The sequence below is a fragment of the Arthrobacter sp. UYEF3 genome (assembly GCF_040546245.1).
GTDB lineage: Bacteria > Actinomycetota > Actinomycetes > Actinomycetales > Micrococcaceae > Arthrobacter.
The window spans coordinates 117,597-133,047 of record NZ_JBEPNK010000003.1; the positions used below are offsets into that span (position 1 = coordinate 117,597).

Consider the following 15,451-nt stretch of genomic DNA (forward strand, 5'->3'; position numbering starts at 1 on the left):
AGTTTCGTGTCTGCTAATCCGATTCGTGTTGCAATCGTCGGCGTGGGTAACTGTGCCACTTCGCTGGTCCAGGGTGTCCAGTACTACCGGGATGCCGACCCCCAGGCCACGATCCCGGGTCTGATGCACGTGGAGTTCGGCAAGTACCACGTCAACGACGTGCAGTTCGTCGCTGCGTTCGACGTCGACGGCAAGAAGGTGGGCCAGGACCTCTCCGCCGCGATCCTCGCTAGCGAAAACAACACCATCAAGATCGCCGATGTCCCGCCGACCGGAGTGACCGTCCAGCGCGGCCCGACCCTCGACGGCCTCGGCAAGTACTACCTCGAGACCATTGAGCAGTCCCCGGAGGAGCCGGTCGACGTCGTCCAGACGCTCAAGGACGCCAAGGTTGACGTGATGGTCTGCTACCTGCCGGTGGGGTCCCAGGAAGCGGCCGAGTTCTACGCGCAGTGCGCGATCGACGCCGGCGTGGCGTTCGTCAACGCCCTGCCCGTCTTCATCGCCGGGACCAAAGCGTGGGCGGACAAGTTCACCGCCGCCGGCGTCCCGATCGTAGGCGACGACATCAAAAGCCAGATCGGTGCCACCATCACGCACCGCGTCATGGCCAAACTCTTCGAGGACCGCGGCGTCACCCTGGACCGAACCTACCAGCTGAACGTCGGCGGCAACATGGACTTCAAGAACATGCTGGAGCGCGACCGGCTTGAGTCCAAGAAGATCTCCAAGACCCAGGCCGTCACCTCCAACGTGGAAGCCCACATCGCACCCCGCGACGTGCACATCGGCCCGTCGGACTACGTGCAGTGGCTCGACGACCGCAAGTGGGCCTTTGTCCGCCTTGAGGGCCGCAACTTCGGCGACGCCCCGGTGTCCCTCGAGTACAAGCTGGAGGTTTGGGACTCGCCCAACTCCGCCGGCGTGATCATCGACGCCATCCGTGCCGCCAAGATCGGCCTGGACCGCGGCATCGGCGGGCCGCTGCTCTCGGCGTCGAGCTACTTCATGAAGTCCCCGCCGGAGCAGTTCAACGACGACCTCGCCCGCGAAAAGGTTGAGGCTTTCATCCGCGGCGAACTGGAGCGCTAAACCCCGCACCCGTCCCGGTTGCCCTATCACTTACGATCCTCAAACCCCCGGTTTAGCTGCCATAAGTGATAGGGCAACCGTGTTTTAACCCGGCTTGCATGCAGTGCCGACCTTTCGCACCGCGGTTCGAACCTTATCGGCCCGTCGGAGTTAAACTTGCGCCCGGGGCGGCCGCCGACAGGGCCCGCGCCGAAGTTGCCCACACCCACCGGTTGCCCTATCAGTTGTGGTCCTCTGCCCCCGGAATGGCAACCGCAAGTGATAGCGCAAACGGTCAGAAGAGGCCGACGGGGTAGCCGTCGGCGTCGACGTCCATCCGCATCGCGGCCGGGGCCTTGGGCAGTCCCGGCATGGTCATCACCGCACCTGTGAGCGCCACGATGAAGCCCGCTCCCGTCTTGGGAATCAGGTCCCGCACGTGCACGGTGAAGCCCTTCGGTGCGCCGAGCCTGGTGGGGTCGTCGCTGAAGGAGTACTGCGTCTTCGCCATACAAACCGGCATGCCCGACCAGCCGTTCTTCTCGATCTCCGCGAGCCGCCTGAGCGCCGGCACGGAGAAGTCCACGCCGTCGGCCCCGTATATCTCCTGCACGATCGTGCGGATCTTGTCCTCGATGGACATCTCCAGCGGGTACAGGTGCCGGAAACCGTGCGGGCCGGCGATGGCTGTGGCAACCTTTGCCGCGAGCTCGTCACCCCCGTCGCCACCTCCGCCGCGGCCCCAGACATCGGCCACGGCCGCCTGCACGCCCTCCGCGGCGCACCAGTCCAGCAGCCAGTCGAGCTCCTCGGCGGTGTCGGTGCCGAACTTGTTGATCGCCACCACCGGGGTGATACCGAACTTTTCCACGTTGCGGACATGTCGCTGCAGGTTGGCGGCACCCGCGGCCAGCGCCTCGATGTTGGGTTCCGTGAGCCGGTCCTTGGCTATGCCGCCGTGCATCTTGAGCGCGCGGATGGTCGCCACGACGACGACGGCGCTCGGCGCGACGTCAGCGATCCTCGCCTTGATGTCCATGTACTTTTCGGCGCCCAGATCCGCGCCAAATCCGGCCTCGGTGACGACGACGTCGGCCAGGGCGCGGGCGGTCTGGGTGGCGATCAGGGAGTTGCAGCCGTGCGCGATGTTGGCGAAGGGGCCGCCATGCACCAGGGCCGGGGTGCCCGCGATGGTCTGCACCAGGTTGGGTTTGATCGCGTCCCTGAGCAGCACGGTCAGGGCGCCCTGGACGCCAAGGTCCGCGACCGTGACCGGCTCGCGGTCGTAGGTGTAGCCGAAGGTGATCCGGCCCAGCCGGGCGCGCAGGTCGTCCAGGTCGGTGGCGAGGCAGAACACAGCCATGATCTCGGAGGCAACCGTGATGTCGAAGCCGTCTTGCCGTGGCACGCCCTGGGTCGGACCGCCAAGGCCAATCACCACTTCGCGCAGCGACCGGTCGTTCATGTCCAGGACGCGCTTGAACGTCATCCGGCGCGGGTCGATGTTCAGCGCGTTGCCCTGGTAGATGTGGTTGTCCACGAGCGCCATCAGGGCGTTGTTCGCCGAGGTGATGGCATGGAAGTCGCCGGTGAAATGCAGGTTGATTTCATCCATCGGGAGGACCTGGGAGTAGCCGCCGCCCGTCGCGCCGCCCTTCATGCCCAGAATCGGTCCCAGCGACGGCTCGCGCAGCGCGATCATGACCCGGTGCCCGGCGCGGGCCAGCGAGTCAGCCAGGCCCACGGTGGTGGTGGACTTCCCCTCGCCGGCCGGGGTGGGCGACATCGCCGAGACCAGCACCACCTTGCCGGCCGGGTGCGTGCCGGCCCGGGCGAGTTTGGCCGGATCGATCTTAGCCTTGTAGCGGCCGTACACTTCCAGCGCCTCGGCGTTGATCCCGGCCGCAGCCGCCACCTCCTCGATCGGCCGCATCGTGGCCCGGTGGGCAATCTCCAGATCGCTTAGGACCGGAGCCGGGCCCGTGGTTTCCATGCTGTTATCCGACATCGTTGTCCTCCAGCTTGGGCTTCGCGTCACTGCGCCGGGATGCTTCGTGTTCCAAGGTACTGGACCAAGGCGGACTGGTAGCTCTCCAGCGTAATCTCGGCGGTGCGCTGCCAGCCGAAGTCCTGGGCATGCACCGACGCCGCGCGTCCCATGTCCTCCCGTGTCGCCGGGTCGTCGTGCAGGGCTTCGAGGGCATCGGCCCAGTCCGCAGCCTTGTGCCCCTCCACCAGCAGGCCGGTCCGGCCGTCGAAGATCGCCCGCGAGAGGCCGCCCACCTTCGTGGCGACCACGGGCGTGCCGCAGGCCTGGGCCTCGAGGGCGACGAGGCCGAAGGATTCGCTGTAGGAGGGCATCACCACGACGTCGGCCGCACGGTACCAGCCCGCGAGTTTGGGCGCGCTGACCGGCGGATGGTGCGTGACGACGTCGTCCATCCCGGCGGCGGTGATCAGGGCTTTGAGGTCAAAATCCTTCGCACCGCTGACCGCGCCCAGGATGGTCAGCTGCAGATCGATATCCGGGCGGCGGGCGCGCAGCAGCGCTGCGGCCTTAATCAGGATCTGCGGGCCCTTGAGCCGCTGGATCCGCCCGGCGAACAGCAGGTGGAAACGGCCGGGGGTCACGCCGTGTTCGCTCCGGGCGCGGCTTCGGAACGCAGGCGTGAAGACGGTCAGGTCCACCCCCGGTGGCGCCACGTCGATATGGTCCGGGTCGGCGTCGTAGTGTGAGACCAGTTCGGCGGCTTCGGCCCCGGTGTTGGCGATCAGCCGCGTGGCGCCGTCGACGATCCGATGTTCACCGTCCTCGCGCCGCCGCGGCTCGGGCTCCTCGCCGGACTCCAGCAGCAGGTTCTTGACCTTAGCCATGGTGTGCATGGTGTGCACCAGGGGCACCCCCCAGAGCTGCGAGAGCTCCAGCCCGGCGACCCCGGACACCCAGTAGTGTGAATGGATCACGTCGTAGCGGCCGTGCGGCTGCCGTTGCCGGACCCTGTCGATTTCGGCCACCATGCTGTGCAGCAGTGCCGGCAGTTCCTCCTTGGGCAGCTTCCGGGGCGGCCCGGCGAGCACGTTGTGGACGCACACTCCAGGGGACGGGTGTTCGACCGCTGCCTGGCCGGCCGCGGTGGACCGGGTAAAGATCTCCACCTCGACGCCGGTCTCCGCCAAAGCCGCGGCGAGGGCGCGGATGTACACGTTCATGCCCCCGGCGTCACCGGATCCGGGCTGTTCCATCGGCGAGGTGTGCAGGGAGAGGAAGGCTACACGACGGGCCAGCGGCATCCTGCTTCCCTTCCTTGGTGCGACGTGGATTCGATAAAACACTACTCCTGAACCGCGGACCGGTCCGCGGAGGCCCGCCGACTGCTATGGTGACCGGTGTGTGCGTCCATGCCGAAAGCCGACAGGCCCCGGCCGACAGACTAATCCGCGAGGCCACCGGCCACGACTGGCCCGCCATCTGGGAAATCCTGGAGCCCGTCATCCGGGCCGGCGAGACCTTCGCCAGGGACCGGGACACCATCGAGGACCGGGCCCGCGCCAAGTGGATCAAGACTGTACCGGGCCGCACCTTCGTCGCGGTGCGCACCGGGGAGTTCGACGGCGTCGTGCTGGGCACCGGGGGCCCGCGCGCTGTGCGCCTACTCGCTGGAGGCAGCCCGCGCCGCCGGTTTCCGCGCCCTGCAGTTCAACGCCGTGGTGGAAAGCAATAACCGCCCGTCGCCGCCTGGCAGGCCATGGGGTTCGAGATTTTCGCGACCATCCCGGAGGCCTGCAGCCACCCGGCCCTGGGCTACGTGGACCTGCATGCGATGTACCGCAAGCGCTAGGTATCTGCACCCCATCGCGCCGCCAGCTCCGGAAAGGCCGCCTCGTAGCCGGCCAGTAGCCGGGCCGCGAGGACGTCCGACGCGACCAGGGGATGCCGGGCGAAAGCGGCCAGGGCGGCCTCCCTGCGAGTGCCGGCGTTCGGTGGGGCGGTGTTGCTGGCCGGGGCGGTGTTGCTGGCCGGGGCCGCGGCCCGCACCACGAGCCGCTCGACTTCCTTGACCCGGCACATCAGCGCCAGCTGCGCTTCCGCCGGCCGGTCCTGCGGGAGCGGGGTCACGCCGCCGGCGTCCACCCGGCAGGGGACCTCAACGACGGCATCCACCGGCAGGCCCGGAATCGCGGCGGCCGCCGCACCGTCAGGGCCAATCAAGGCGTTCGGAGTATTCAGCACCAGCTCAGCCTCGCCGCCGCCGGACAGGGCGCGCATCACGGCCAGGGCGACGCGCTCATAGCCGCCGCCGGCCAGGTCCTCCTCGTCCCGGCGCTCGCCGGCTGGCCGGGCTTCGGCCAGGTAGCCCTCCTCGCGGGACCGGCGGCCGGCGTCCCACAGCCGGTACGCCTCCGCGCCGGCGGACGCCAGCCGCGGATAAAGCGCGGACTGCTGCCGGTGGATGGTCTCGCCGCGGGTCTGCGCGGCGGAGCGCATGGCGGCAACGGCGCGGGCGGTGTCGTAGTAGTAGTACAGGTATTCGTTCGGCAGGCAGCCAAGACCGGCCAGGAACGGCTGAGGGAACAACCGCCCCTCCTCAAATCCGGCCAGCGCCCCGGCGTCGGCGAGCAGGCCGGGCAGGACGTCCATGCCGCCGGCCTCCAGCCGGTACAGCCAGCCCAGGTGGTTGAGCCCGTAGTAGCCCACCCCGTCAAGCCGGCCTTCCGGCAGGACGACGCCGGCGGCCCGGGCCGCTCGCTGCACCAGACCCCCGGCGGAATCGCAGATGCCCACCACCTTGCGGCCCAGCACGGGGACCAGCGCCTCGGTCACCATGCCCGCCGGATTGGTGAAGTTGACCAGCCAGGCATCGGGACACAGGCGTTTCATCGCGTCCGCCAGGCCCAGCATCGGCGGGATGGTGCGCAGCGCGTAGGAGATGCCGCCGGCCCCGGTGGTCTCCTGGCCCAGCAGCCCCAGTCCTTGCGCCACGCGCTCGTCGGCGGTCCGCCCGGCCGTGCCGCCCGGACGGATGGCAGCGAACACCAGGTCCACTCCGGCCAAGGCATCGGCCAGCGACGTCGTGCTCCGGACTGGCGGGCCGGCCGGTGCCCGTCCATTCGGGCGAGCCTGCCCGGGCAAGGTTGCCTGCCGCGGCACGGCCGCCAACACGGCCTCGACGGCGGCCAGCCGGCCGGCGTCGACGTCGTATAGCACCAGTTCGCTGACCAACCCCGCGAACGGGCCTGCCAAAAGCGCCCGGTAGACCAAAGGCACCCGGAATCCGCCGCCGCCGGCAATCATGAGCCGCATTCCTGCAGTCTATGCGCGACCGCGCTGCGTCCGGCGGGGCGGCGTGGTGGGCCGGCGGACGGCTGGCCGGGTGGGCTGCGTCCGGAGGGGCTGGCTGGCCGCACCGCGTCCGGCGGGCGGCCCGGCCCGGGCCGGCCGGCCGTGGCGCCGAAGGTAGCCTTTCCGCGGTCCGCGGGACGGCGTAGGGTGCCGGTATGGACGCGATCCCAACCCAGCGTTTCGATCCGCTCGCCGCCGTCCGGCCCACGTCGGCGGAGGGCTTCGACTTGCTCCTGACGGGGACCGTATTCCAGGACATCATTTTCACCGGGTTGCCGCACGCGCCCCGGCCGGGGACGGAAGTCTGGAGCGAGGGGATGGGCAGCTGCCCGGGCGGGGTGGCGAACCAGGCCATCGCCGCGGCCCGGCTGGGGCTGCGGACCGGGCTGGCCGCCGCGTTCGGCGACGACGGTTATGGCGACTACAACTGGAAGATCCTTGACCGGCAGGAACACGTGGACCTCTCGCTGTCCCGGCGGATCCCGGGCTGGCACTCCCCGGTCACCGTGTCGCTCAGCGTCGAGAAGGACCGCTCGATGGTGACCCACGGCCACCCCGCGCCGGTCACCTCGACGGAACTGATCGGCCATCCGCCGCCTGCGCTCGCCGCCGTCGCCGAACTCCACGAGGAGCTGGCGCCTTGGGCCCTCGACGCGCACCGGGCGGGCGTGCCGCTCTTTGGCGACGTCGGCTGGGATCCGACCGGCACCTGGGCGCCGGCGCGGCTGGACAGCCTGCGGTATTTCCATGCCTTCATGCCTAACCAGCATGAAGCGATGGCCTTCACCGGCAAGGACAACCCGTGGGCCGCGCTCTATGCGCTCGCGGACAAGGTCCCTGTGGCCGTGGTGACCTTGGGCCCGCAGGGGTCGATGGCGGTGGACTCCCAGACCGGGGAGGAGGAGTGGGTCCCGTCGTTGCCGGTGACGGCCCTCGATCCCACCGGTGCCGGGGACTGCTTTGGGGCTGCCTTCATCGTCGGCTGCCTGGCCGGCTGGCCGTTGGGGGACCGGCTCCGCTTCGCGAATCTTTGCGCCGCCCTGGCAGTGCAGCAGGTCGGCGGTTCGCTTGCCGCCCCCGGCTGGGGCGACCTGGCCGACTGGTGGCAGCGCGCTAACGCCCGCAAGGAGCGTCAGAGCAGCCAATGGCTACGCCGCTACCGCTTCCTCGAAGAGATTCTCTGCAATGTGCCGCCGGCCGCACAACGGCGGGCGACGGCGACCATCGCGCACCTCTCCGACGCGTAGGGTAGCTGCCTCTAGCTGGGAGCAGCACCGCTGGACATGCCCTCCGTTTGGGCTGAGGAATGGGCATGTTCCCAATGTGCCCGCGCCCGGCGGCGAGGAATGGGCATGTCCGGCGGGGTCGCTCCGGGCCATGGGGTGTGACGGATGAGCATGCCCTCCGTCTGGGCTGTGGAATGGGCATGGTGCCACTATGCCCGCGCCCGGCGGCCAGGAATGGGCATGTCCGGCGGGGTTGCTCCGGGCCATGGGTTGTGACGGATGAGCATGCCCTTCGTCTGGGCTGTGGAATGGGCATGGTGCCACTGTGCCCGCGCCCGGCGGCGAGGAATGGGCATGTCCGGCGGGGTTGCTCCGGGCCATGGGTTGTGACGGATGAGCATGCCCTTCGTCTGGGCTGTGGAATGGGCATGGTGCCAATATGCCCGCGCCCGGCGCTGAGGAATGGGCATGTCCGGTGGGGTTGCTCCGGGCCATGGGTTGTGACGGATGAGCATGCCCTTCGTCTGGGCTGTGGAATGGGCATGGTGCCACTATGCCCGCGCCCGGCGGCGAGGAATGGGCATGTCCGGCGGGGTCGCTCCGGGCCATGGGTCGTGACGGATGAGCATGCCCTCCGTCTGGACTGAGGAATGGGCATGTTCCCAATATGCCCGCGCCCGGCGGCGAAGGATGGGCATGTCCGGAACCGGGGAATGGGCATGTCCGGTGGCCGCGGGCGGGCGCAATTCAGCAGCATCTGCCGCCACCCGTAGAATCGTAAAGTGATGTACCCAGCAGCAACAGGTGATTTCCGGCCCTCGGCGGAAGCAGGTCCGGGCGGCCACGTCGAGGAGCGCTCGGCCGTTATCGATCTTGAGGCCATCCGGCACAACGTCCGGCGCTTGGCCGCGGTGGCGTCGCCGGCCAAGGTAATGGCCGTCGTTAAGGCGGACGCCTACGGACACGGCGCCATTCCCGTGGCCCGCGCAGCGCTTAGCGCCGGGGCGAGCTGGCTGGGCGTCGCTCACATCTCCGAAGCCCTTGCCCTGCGCGCCGCAGGGATTGAGGCACCCGTGCTGGCCTGGCTGCACACGCCGGAGAGTAACTTCGCCGCCGCCGTGGCTGCCGGGATCGACATTGGCTGCTCCGGCTGGGAGCTCGGCCGGATTGCGGCCGCCGCCCGTGAGCAGGAGCGCCCGGCCCGGATTCATTTGAAAGTGGATACCGGGCTCGGCCGCAACGGGGTCACTCTCGAGGCCTGGGACACGGTCCTCGGCGAGGCCATGGAATACCAGGATCAGGGACTGTTGCGCGTAGTGGGGATCTTCTCGCACCTTGCCGTCGCTGACGAACCCGATCGCCCCGAAACGGACCAGCAACTGGAGGCTTTCCGGGAGGTCCTGGCGTTAGCCCAGGACGCCGGCGTCGATCCAGAGGTCCGCCACCTCGCCAATACTCCTGCGACGCTTTCCCGCCCGGACACGCACTTCGACCTGGTCCGGGTGGGCCTGGGCATCTACGGGCTCTCCCCGTTCGAGGGACAGGGTTCCGCGGAAGTCGGGCTGCGCCCGGCCATGACGGTGCGGGCCGTTATCGCGCACTGCAAGGATGTGCCCGCCGGCCAGGGCGTCTCCTACGGGCTGCACTACCGCACCACCGGCCCCAGCACCCTGGGGCTCGTCCCGCTGGGGTACGCCGACGGGGTGCCCCGGGTCGCCACCGGTGGCCCCATCCGGGTGGGCGGGGTAACCTACCCCGTGGTGGGCCGTATCGCCATGGACCAGATGGTCATCGATCTTGGCCCGCTGCAGGTCACTGCCGGCGGCCCCAGCCTGCTGGGCGCCGAGGCCGTGATGTTCGGCGACGGCGCCGGCGGCGGCCCCACCGCAGAGGACTGGGCCCGGGCTGCCGGCACCAACAATTACGAGATTGTCACCCGCATCAGCCCGCGGGTGCCCCGCCGCTATATCAACGAAGTGCCGCCATCCGACGGCGGGGCCGTGCAGTGAGCGAACCGGCCTGGCAGCGGACCCTCGAGGTCGGGACCGCTGAGCAAACGCACGCCCTCGCGGCCGCCCTCGGCGCCGACCTGCAGGCAGGGGACCTGGTGGTCCTCAGCGGCGAACTGGGTGCCGGGAAGACCACCTTCACCCAAGGGCTCGGCGAAGGCCTCGGGGTGCGCGCCGGCATCATCTCGCCCACCTTCGTGCTGGTCCGGATTCACCCCAACCTGCAGGACGGACCCCGTCCCGGCGGCCCGGATCTGGTCCACGTCGATGCCTACCGACTGGGATCCGCCTCCGAAATAGATGACATCGACCTGGAAAACACCATGGACTGCGCCGTGACTGTCGTGGAGTGGGGCCGCGGCCGGGTGGAGCACCTGAGCGAGAGCCGGCTCGATATCGAGCTGCACCGACGTCTGGGCGGCGCCCAGCCCGCGCCCCAGCGCGGCGCCTGGCCCCGGCCCGGCGCCCAGCCCGGCGCCCAGCCCGGCGCCCAGTCCCGGCCCGCCGCCCTGGATTTCGACACCGACGACGTCGACGAGCCCCGGACCGTGGTGTTCCGCGGTTTCGGCCCGCGCTGGGCGGAACCGCCGGCGGCTCTAGCCGGACTCCCCGACCTGCCCGCAGCCCCGGAAGAGGACTGACCATGCTGATCCTTGCCATCGACACCTCGGCGGTCGCCAGCGCCGCGCTCGTTTCTGATGATTCGCTGGAATCTGTGATCGGCAGCTTCGCCACCGAGGACACCCGCAGCCACGCCGAAGTTCTTGCCCCTGGCATCGAGCAGCTGCTCGCCGGCGCGGGCCTGCGCGGCACCGACGTCGACGTCATTGTCGCCGGGGTGGGACCGGGGCCCTTCACGGGCCTGCGCTCCGGCATTGTCACGGCCCGCAGCCTGGCATTCGTCTGGCAGAAGCCCCTTTACGGGCTGATGAGCCTTGATGCGATTGCCCTGGAGGTTGCCGAGTCCACAGAGGCCGCCGCCGAGTTCATCGTGGCTACCGACGCGCGGCGCAAAGAGGTCTATTGGGCCCGCTACGCCCTGGCAGGGACCCAGCTGCCGCGCCTGCTGGACGGTCCGCACGTGGGATTCGCCGCCGGGCTGCCGGACCTTCCCGTCTACGGCGCGGGCGCCGGCCTGTACCCGGACGTCCTGCACTCGGTGCCCGAATTCGCCGGGCGGCAACCGGAGGCGCTCTCGCTGGGCCAGTTCGCGCTGGCTCGCCTCGCGGCGGGAGAGCAGCTCCTGGACACCACCCCGCTGTACCTGCGCGAATCCGACGCGCAGGTCCCCGGCCCGCGGAAACGGGCGCTGTGAACGCCCCGGACACGCCCCCGCAAACCCCGCCGGGACCATCCCCGTCCGACGTGACGCTGAGGCCCATGGTTCCCGCGGACATTGCGGTCGTGCACGGACTGGAGTGCCGGCTGTTCCCCGTGGACGCCTGGCCGCTGCAGATGTTTATCGACGAACTGGCGCAGGCCGAGACCCGGCACTACCTAGTCGCGGAGGCATCCGGGGCGATAGTCGGATACGCCGGACTGATGTGCATCGAACCCATCGCGGACGTCCAGACCATCGCCGTCGTGCCCGCGCAGGAGGGCCGCGGCATCGGATCGGCCCTGCTGACCGGACTCATCCGCGAAAGCCGGCGGCGCCGCGCCGCCGATGTGCTGCTGGAGGTCCGGGCCGACAACCCCCGCGCCCAGCAGCTCTACCGGCGCTTCGGCTTCGAGCAGATCCACGTCCGCCGCCGCTACTACCGCGACGGAGTCGACGCGCTGATCATGCGCCTCCAGCTGCACGCAGCGGAGGACCCGCCCGCGGAGGACAAGCCAGCGGAGGACAAACCAGCGGAGGACCCGCCCGCTGACACGGACCGCGCCAACACACCGCATCAGTCACTGCCGAAGGAAACAGGCCAAGCATGAACCACCCGCAGAGCTTCCAGCCGCTGGTGTTGGGGATCGAGTCCTCCTGCGACGAGACCGGCGTCGGCATTGTCCGCGGCACCCGGCTGCTGGCCAACACCGTCTCCTCGTCCATGGCGGAGCATGTCCGTTTCGGCGGCGTCATCCCGGAGATCGCCTCGCGGGCGCACCTCGACGCCTTCGTCCCCACCCTCCGGGAGGCCCTCGCCGTTGCGGGTGTGACCCTGGACGACGTCGATGCCATTGCCGTCACCTCCGGACCGGGCCTCGCCGGAGCGCTCATGGTGGGTGTCTGCGCGGCCAAGGCGCTCGCCGTCGCCACCGGCAAGCCGCTGTACGCGATCAACCACCTGGTGGCGCACGTCGGCGTTGGCCTGCTCGAGCCGGACACCGGCGTTCCGGGCGCCTCCGCCGGGAATGCCCCGCAAGGAGACGCGGTCCCGGCGAACACCCTGCCGGAGAACCTGGGCGCGCTCCTGGTTTCCGGCGGGCACACGGAAATCCTGCGGATCCGCAGCATCACGGACGACGTCGAGCTGCTCGGCTCAACGATCGACGACGCTGCCGGCGAGGCGTACGACAAGGTGGCCCGGCTGCTGGGGCTCGGCTACCCGGGTGGCCCGGCGATCGACAAGCTCGCGCGGACCGGCAACGCGAAGGCGATCCGTTTCCCGCGCGGGCTCACCCAGACGAAGTACATGGGCACGGCCGAGGAACCCGGCCCGCACCGCTATGACTGGTCCTTCAGCGGCCTCAAGACCGCCGTCGCACGCTGCGTTGAGCAGTTCGAGGCCCGCGGCGAGGAGGTGCCGGTGGCGGACGTCGCGGCGGCTTTCCAGGAAGCCGTGGTGGATGTAATCACGTCCAAGGCGGTGCTTGCCTGCCGGGAAAACGGCATCACCGAACTGCTGTTGGGCGGGGGAGTGGCTGCGAACTCGCGGCTGCGCCAGCTTACGGAGCAGCGCTGCAGCGCGGCGGGCATCCGGCTGACCGTTCCGCCGCTGGCGCTGTGCACGGACAACGGCGCCATGGTGGCCGCGCTGGGCGCGCAGCTGGTGATGTCCGGAACCGCGCCCAGCGGGATCGGTTTCGCGCCGGACTCCTCGATGCCGGTCACCTCCGTATCCGCGTAGCGGGAAGGGGCAGTCGCTAGGCTGCGGGCCCCTCGCGCATCTGGTCGACCAGGTCCAGGACGACGGCGCGCAGGTCACCACCGTGCTCTGCCGCCACGCGCCGCTGCCGCTGGTAGCCGGCGCCGCGCTCGATGATCTTCAGGACGTCCGCCAGTTCGGCGCTGCAGCCCAGTTTCACGGCGACGGGTTCCAGCCGCGCGACCGTCTCGCGGATGTGATCCGTGACGAGCTGCTCGTTGCCCGCGGCGTCGAGGATGATGATGGCGTCCAAGCCGTAGCGGGCCGCGCGCCACTTGTTTTCCTGAACGTGCCAGGGCGGCATGGTCGGGATGCTGCCGCCGTGCTCCAACGTCGTGGAGAAGTCATCCACGAGGCATTGGGTCAGGGCGGCGATGGCGCCGACGTCCTCAAGCGTGGCCAGGCCGTCGCAGATCCGCATCTCGATGGTGCCGAAATGCGGGACGGGCCGGATGTCCCAGCGGATTTCGGACAGCGAGTCGATCACGCCGGTGGTGAACATGTCCTGGGCGTAGGACTCGAAGTCTTCCCAGCTGGAGAACTGGAACGGCAGGCCGGCGGTGGGCAACTGCTGGAACATCAGCGCGCGCTGGGAGGCGTAGCCGGTGTCCTCGCCGCCCCAGAAGGGGCTGGAGGCGGACAGTGCCTGGAACTGCGGGAAGTAGTTGACCAGGCCATCGAGCACCGGCAGGACCTTGTCGCGGCTGTCGAGGCCGACGTGGACGTGGACTCCGTAAATGACCATCTGGCGGCCCCACCACTGGGTGCGGTCGATCAGCTTGGCGTACCGGGCCTTGTCGGTGACGGGTTGCAGCTGCGGGGGGCTGAAGGGATGGCTGCCGGCGCAGAAGACCTCGACGCCCATCTGGTCGGTGACCTCGCGCAGCGCGGCAAGGGAACTGCCCAGGTCTGCCTTGGCGTCCGCCACCGTGCTGCAGATGCCGGTGACAAGTTCCACCGTGTTGAGCAGCAGCTCCTGTTTGATGTGCGGATGTTCGTCATCCTCGTTCAGCTCGGGATGTCTGCGGGCCACGCCGCGGAGCACCTCGCCGGCCACCGAGGCCAGCTCGCCGGTTTCGGCGTCGACGAGCGCGAGTTCCCATTCCACACCAAGAGTTGATTGCCTGGATGAAGCGAAATCAATCTTCATGTGGTCCCTTCGCTGTGTTGGTGCCCGCCATTGCGCCGTTGCTGGCCCGCAGTTTTTGCTGCCGGGGCGGCTTCCCGTGGCAGGCCGCCGGCGTTTCCAAGTCTAGTGCAGGGGTAGCATCGAGCCGGTGGCCAAGTTACAGCTGATGCGTGAGAGTTTTCACAGAAGTAGCCTGTTGGCGGCAACGTTGGCGCTCCTGACGGGGCTCGCCGCGGGATCCGCAGGCTGCTCGGTCCCGGGCTCTTCCGGTCCCGGTCCGACCCCGGACCAGAGTTCCACGGCCGGCCCGACGCCGGCAAGCGACCCCCGGCCTGCAAAGCCGCTGGGCTGGGGTCCGGACCAGAACGACGCCGAGGCCGCCGGCAAGGCGGTGGCCGGGATGAGCCTCGAGCAGAAGGCCGGCCAGGTGCTGTTGCCGTTCTTCGCCGGGCTCGACGCCGAAGCCCACGCCGGGATTGCTGAACGCCTGCATCTGGCGGGCTCGATCGTGTTGGGCGACAACGTCCGCGCGACCCCGTACGGGCAGGTCACGATGGGTCCCGCCGACCCAACCATCGGCTCGCGCTCCATCTCCGGCAGTGCCGACACCGCGGCGGAGTTCGGCGCCGCCTTCTCGAGGGGCATGCTGGACTCGGGCGTCCTCCCGGCCGCCAAGCACTTTCCCGGCCACGGCTCCGTGACCGTCAATTCGCACGAGGGCCTGCCGGTCCAAAGCGCCAGCCTGGAGCAGCTGAGGGCAAAGGACCTCAAACCCTTTCAAGCTGCCATCGACGCCGGCCTGCCGATGGTCATGACCGGGCACATTGCCGTCCCCGCCCTTCAGCCCGGTGTCCCGGCCTCCGTCTCGAAGGCGGCCTATGCGGAGTTGCGGCGGATGGGGTTCAAAGGCGTCGCCGTGACCGATGCGATGAATATGGGTGCGATCGAGCGACAGTTCCCAGACGACGCGGCCGCGCCGCTGGCGCTTGCCGCCGGTGCGGACCTCGTGCTCATGCCCGCGTCGGTGGAGACGGCCCACGCGGCGATCGTGAGTGCCGTCCGGAGCGGTTCCCTGCCGGCCGCGAGGCTGGATGAGGTGGCGCAGCGGGTGGCCACCATGCAGCTCTGGCGCGCCCGCAGCCACCCGCCGGAGGGCCGGGCGTCCGGCAGCGGCGCGGCGCTGTCCGAGAAAGTTTCGCAGGAAGCCATCACGGTGGTGGCTGGTCCGTGCCGCGGGCCGATCGTTCCGGCCAGCGTCCGGGTGAGCGGTGGAACCGAGCAGGACCGTGCGCGCTTCGCCGCGGCGGCGAAGGAGGCCGGCGTCGGCATCGGCAACGGTCCACTCGTGACCCTGATCGGTTACGGCGGCTCCCCGGCGGCGGCCGACGTGGCGGTCGCGCTCGATGCGCCGTGGCCGCTGGAGAAGTCAGCCGCGCCCGCCAAGATCGCGCTCTACGGCCGGAGCCAGGAGGCGTTCGACGTGCTGCTGGCGGTGCTGGCCGGTAGGGCCACCGCCCTCGGGAAGCTGCCGGTCGCCGTCGGGCCGCACGGGCCGGGCTCCGGCTGCGGCTGAGCCGTCCCCCGTCGTTTAATGG

At 69.6% G+C, this 15,451-nt stretch carries 13 protein-coding genes; 9 read left to right on the top strand and 4 right to left on the bottom strand.

Translation table 11 applies throughout. The features are described 5' to 3' along the window. Window positions 1-6 precede the first annotated feature (6 nt). The gene (locus ABIB14_RS03150) at window positions 7-1,092 is read left to right on the top strand and encodes an inositol-3-phosphate synthase (protein WP_354234016.1); all 1,086 of its coding nucleotides are present in this window, start codon (window positions 7-9) and stop codon (window positions 1,090-1,092) included. 274 nt (window positions 1,093-1,366) lie between these two features. Here ABIB14_RS03150 and ABIB14_RS03155 read toward each other — a convergent pair whose 3' ends face one another. Continuing rightward, the gene (locus tag ABIB14_RS03155) at window positions 1,367-3,064 is read right to left on the bottom strand and encodes a formate--tetrahydrofolate ligase (RefSeq protein WP_354234147.1); all 1,698 of its coding nucleotides are present in this window, start codon (window positions 3,062-3,064) and stop codon (window positions 1,367-1,369) included. Window positions 3,065-3,105: 41 nt separating this feature from the next. After that, window positions 3,106-4,362, bottom strand: a complete 1,257-nt coding sequence (mshA, locus tag ABIB14_RS03160; RefSeq protein WP_354234018.1) for a D-inositol-3-phosphate glycosyltransferase — start codon at window positions 4,360-4,362, stop codon at window positions 3,106-3,108. Between the two features lie 86 nt (window positions 4,363-4,448). Between mshA and ABIB14_RS03165 the strand changes: the two genes are divergently transcribed. Further along, window positions 4,449-4,793 carry a GNAT family N-acetyltransferase gene (locus ABIB14_RS03165; protein ID WP_354234020.1) on the top strand — a complete coding sequence of 115 codons (345 nt, stop codon included), beginning with the start codon at window positions 4,449-4,451 and terminating at the stop codon, window positions 4,791-4,793. A 113-nt stretch (window positions 4,794-4,906) separates the two neighbouring features. Here the strand turns inward: ABIB14_RS03165 and ABIB14_RS03170 are convergent, their stop codons facing one another. Then, window positions 4,907-6,373 (bottom strand): family 4 glycosyl hydrolase, encoded by a 1,467-nt coding sequence (locus ABIB14_RS03170; protein WP_354234022.1) that lies wholly within the window; start codon window positions 6,371-6,373, stop codon window positions 4,907-4,909. A gap of 194 nt (window positions 6,374-6,567) precedes the next feature. Here ABIB14_RS03170 and ABIB14_RS03175 point away from each other — a divergent pair, with 194 nt between their 5' ends. The 6 genes from ABIB14_RS03175 (at window position 6,568) to tsaD (ending at window position 12,709) form a co-directional block, all read left to right on the top strand. Then, window positions 6,568-7,659, top strand: coding sequence for a carbohydrate kinase family protein (locus ABIB14_RS03175; protein ID WP_354234024.1), 1,092 nt, complete (start codon window positions 6,568-6,570; stop codon window positions 7,657-7,659). A 761-nt stretch (window positions 7,660-8,420) separates the two neighbouring features. Then, window positions 8,421-9,647, top strand: a complete 1,227-nt coding sequence (gene alr / locus ABIB14_RS03180; protein WP_354234026.1) for an alanine racemase — start codon at window positions 8,421-8,423, stop codon at window positions 9,645-9,647. Further along, on the top strand, window positions 9,644-10,288 hold the full coding sequence (gene tsaE / locus ABIB14_RS03185) for a tRNA (adenosine(37)-N6)-threonylcarbamoyltransferase complex ATPase subunit type 1 TsaE (RefSeq protein WP_354234028.1): 645 nt from the start codon (window positions 9,644-9,646) through the stop codon (window positions 10,286-10,288). Before alr ends, tsaE begins: the two co-directional genes overlap by 4 nt. A 2-nt stretch (window positions 10,289-10,290) precedes the next feature. Next, the gene (gene tsaB / locus ABIB14_RS03190) at window positions 10,291-10,962 is read left to right on the top strand and encodes a tRNA (adenosine(37)-N6)-threonylcarbamoyltransferase complex dimerization subunit type 1 TsaB (RefSeq protein WP_354234029.1); all 672 of its coding nucleotides are present in this window, start codon (window positions 10,291-10,293) and stop codon (window positions 10,960-10,962) included. A gap of 65 nt (window positions 10,963-11,027) precedes the next feature. Continuing rightward, window positions 11,028-11,576, top strand: a complete 549-nt coding sequence (rimI, locus tag ABIB14_RS03195) for a ribosomal protein S18-alanine N-acetyltransferase (RefSeq protein WP_354234030.1) — start codon at window positions 11,028-11,030, stop codon at window positions 11,574-11,576. Further along, window positions 11,573-12,709 carry a tRNA (adenosine(37)-N6)-threonylcarbamoyltransferase complex transferase subunit TsaD gene (gene tsaD / locus ABIB14_RS03200; RefSeq protein ID WP_354234031.1) on the top strand — a complete coding sequence of 379 codons (1,137 nt, stop codon included), beginning with the start codon at window positions 11,573-11,575 and terminating at the stop codon, window positions 12,707-12,709. The genes rimI and tsaD overlap by 4 nt, the downstream gene beginning before the upstream one ends. A 16-nt stretch (window positions 12,710-12,725) precedes the next feature. Here tsaD and ABIB14_RS03205 read toward each other — a convergent pair whose 3' ends face one another. Further along, the gene (locus ABIB14_RS03205; RefSeq protein ID WP_354234032.1) at window positions 12,726-13,877 is read right to left on the bottom strand and encodes a glutamate--cysteine ligase; all 1,152 of its coding nucleotides are present in this window, start codon (window positions 13,875-13,877) and stop codon (window positions 12,726-12,728) included. 175 nt (window positions 13,878-14,052) lie between these two features. Here ABIB14_RS03205 and ABIB14_RS03210 point away from each other — a divergent pair, with 175 nt between their 5' ends. Continuing rightward, window positions 14,053-15,429: a glycoside hydrolase family 3 N-terminal domain-containing protein gene (locus tag ABIB14_RS03210; protein ID WP_354234033.1), complete on the top strand. Its 1,377-nt coding sequence runs from the start codon at window positions 14,053-14,055 to the stop codon at window positions 15,427-15,429. The last annotated feature ends 22 nt before the right edge of the window (window positions 15,430-15,451 follow it).

Excerpts from the sequence above, each read along its gene's own strand:
- mshA (WP_354234018.1), bottom strand. The coding sequence starts at position 4,362 with ATGCCGCTGGCCCGTCGTGTAGCCTTCCTCTCCCTGCACACCTCGCCG.
- rimI (WP_354234030.1), top strand. The coding sequence starts at position 11,028 with ATGGTTCCCGCGGACATTGCGGTCGTGCACGGACTGGAGTGCCGGCTG.
- ABIB14_RS03205 (WP_354234032.1), bottom strand. The coding sequence starts at position 13,877 with ATGAAGATTGATTTCGCTTCATCCAGGCAATCAACTCTTGGTGTGGAA.
- tsaD (WP_354234031.1), top strand. The coding sequence starts at position 11,573 with ATGAACCACCCGCAGAGCTTCCAGCCGCTGGTGTTGGGGATCGAGTCC.
- ABIB14_RS03175 (WP_354234024.1), top strand. The coding sequence starts at position 6,568 with ATGGACGCGATCCCAACCCAGCGTTTCGATCCGCTCGCCGCCGTCCGG.
- tsaB (WP_354234029.1), top strand. The coding sequence starts at position 10,291 with ATGCTGATCCTTGCCATCGACACCTCGGCGGTCGCCAGCGCCGCGCTC.
- ABIB14_RS03170 (WP_354234022.1), bottom strand. The coding sequence starts at position 6,373 with ATGCGGCTCATGATTGCCGGCGGCGGCGGATTCCGGGTGCCTTTGGTC.
- ABIB14_RS03165 (WP_354234020.1), top strand. The coding sequence starts at position 4,449 with ATGGTGACCGGTGTGTGCGTCCATGCCGAAAGCCGACAGGCCCCGGCC.
- ABIB14_RS03155 (WP_354234147.1), bottom strand. The coding sequence starts at position 3,064 with ATGGAAACCACGGGCCCGGCTCCGGTCCTAAGCGATCTGGAGATTGCC.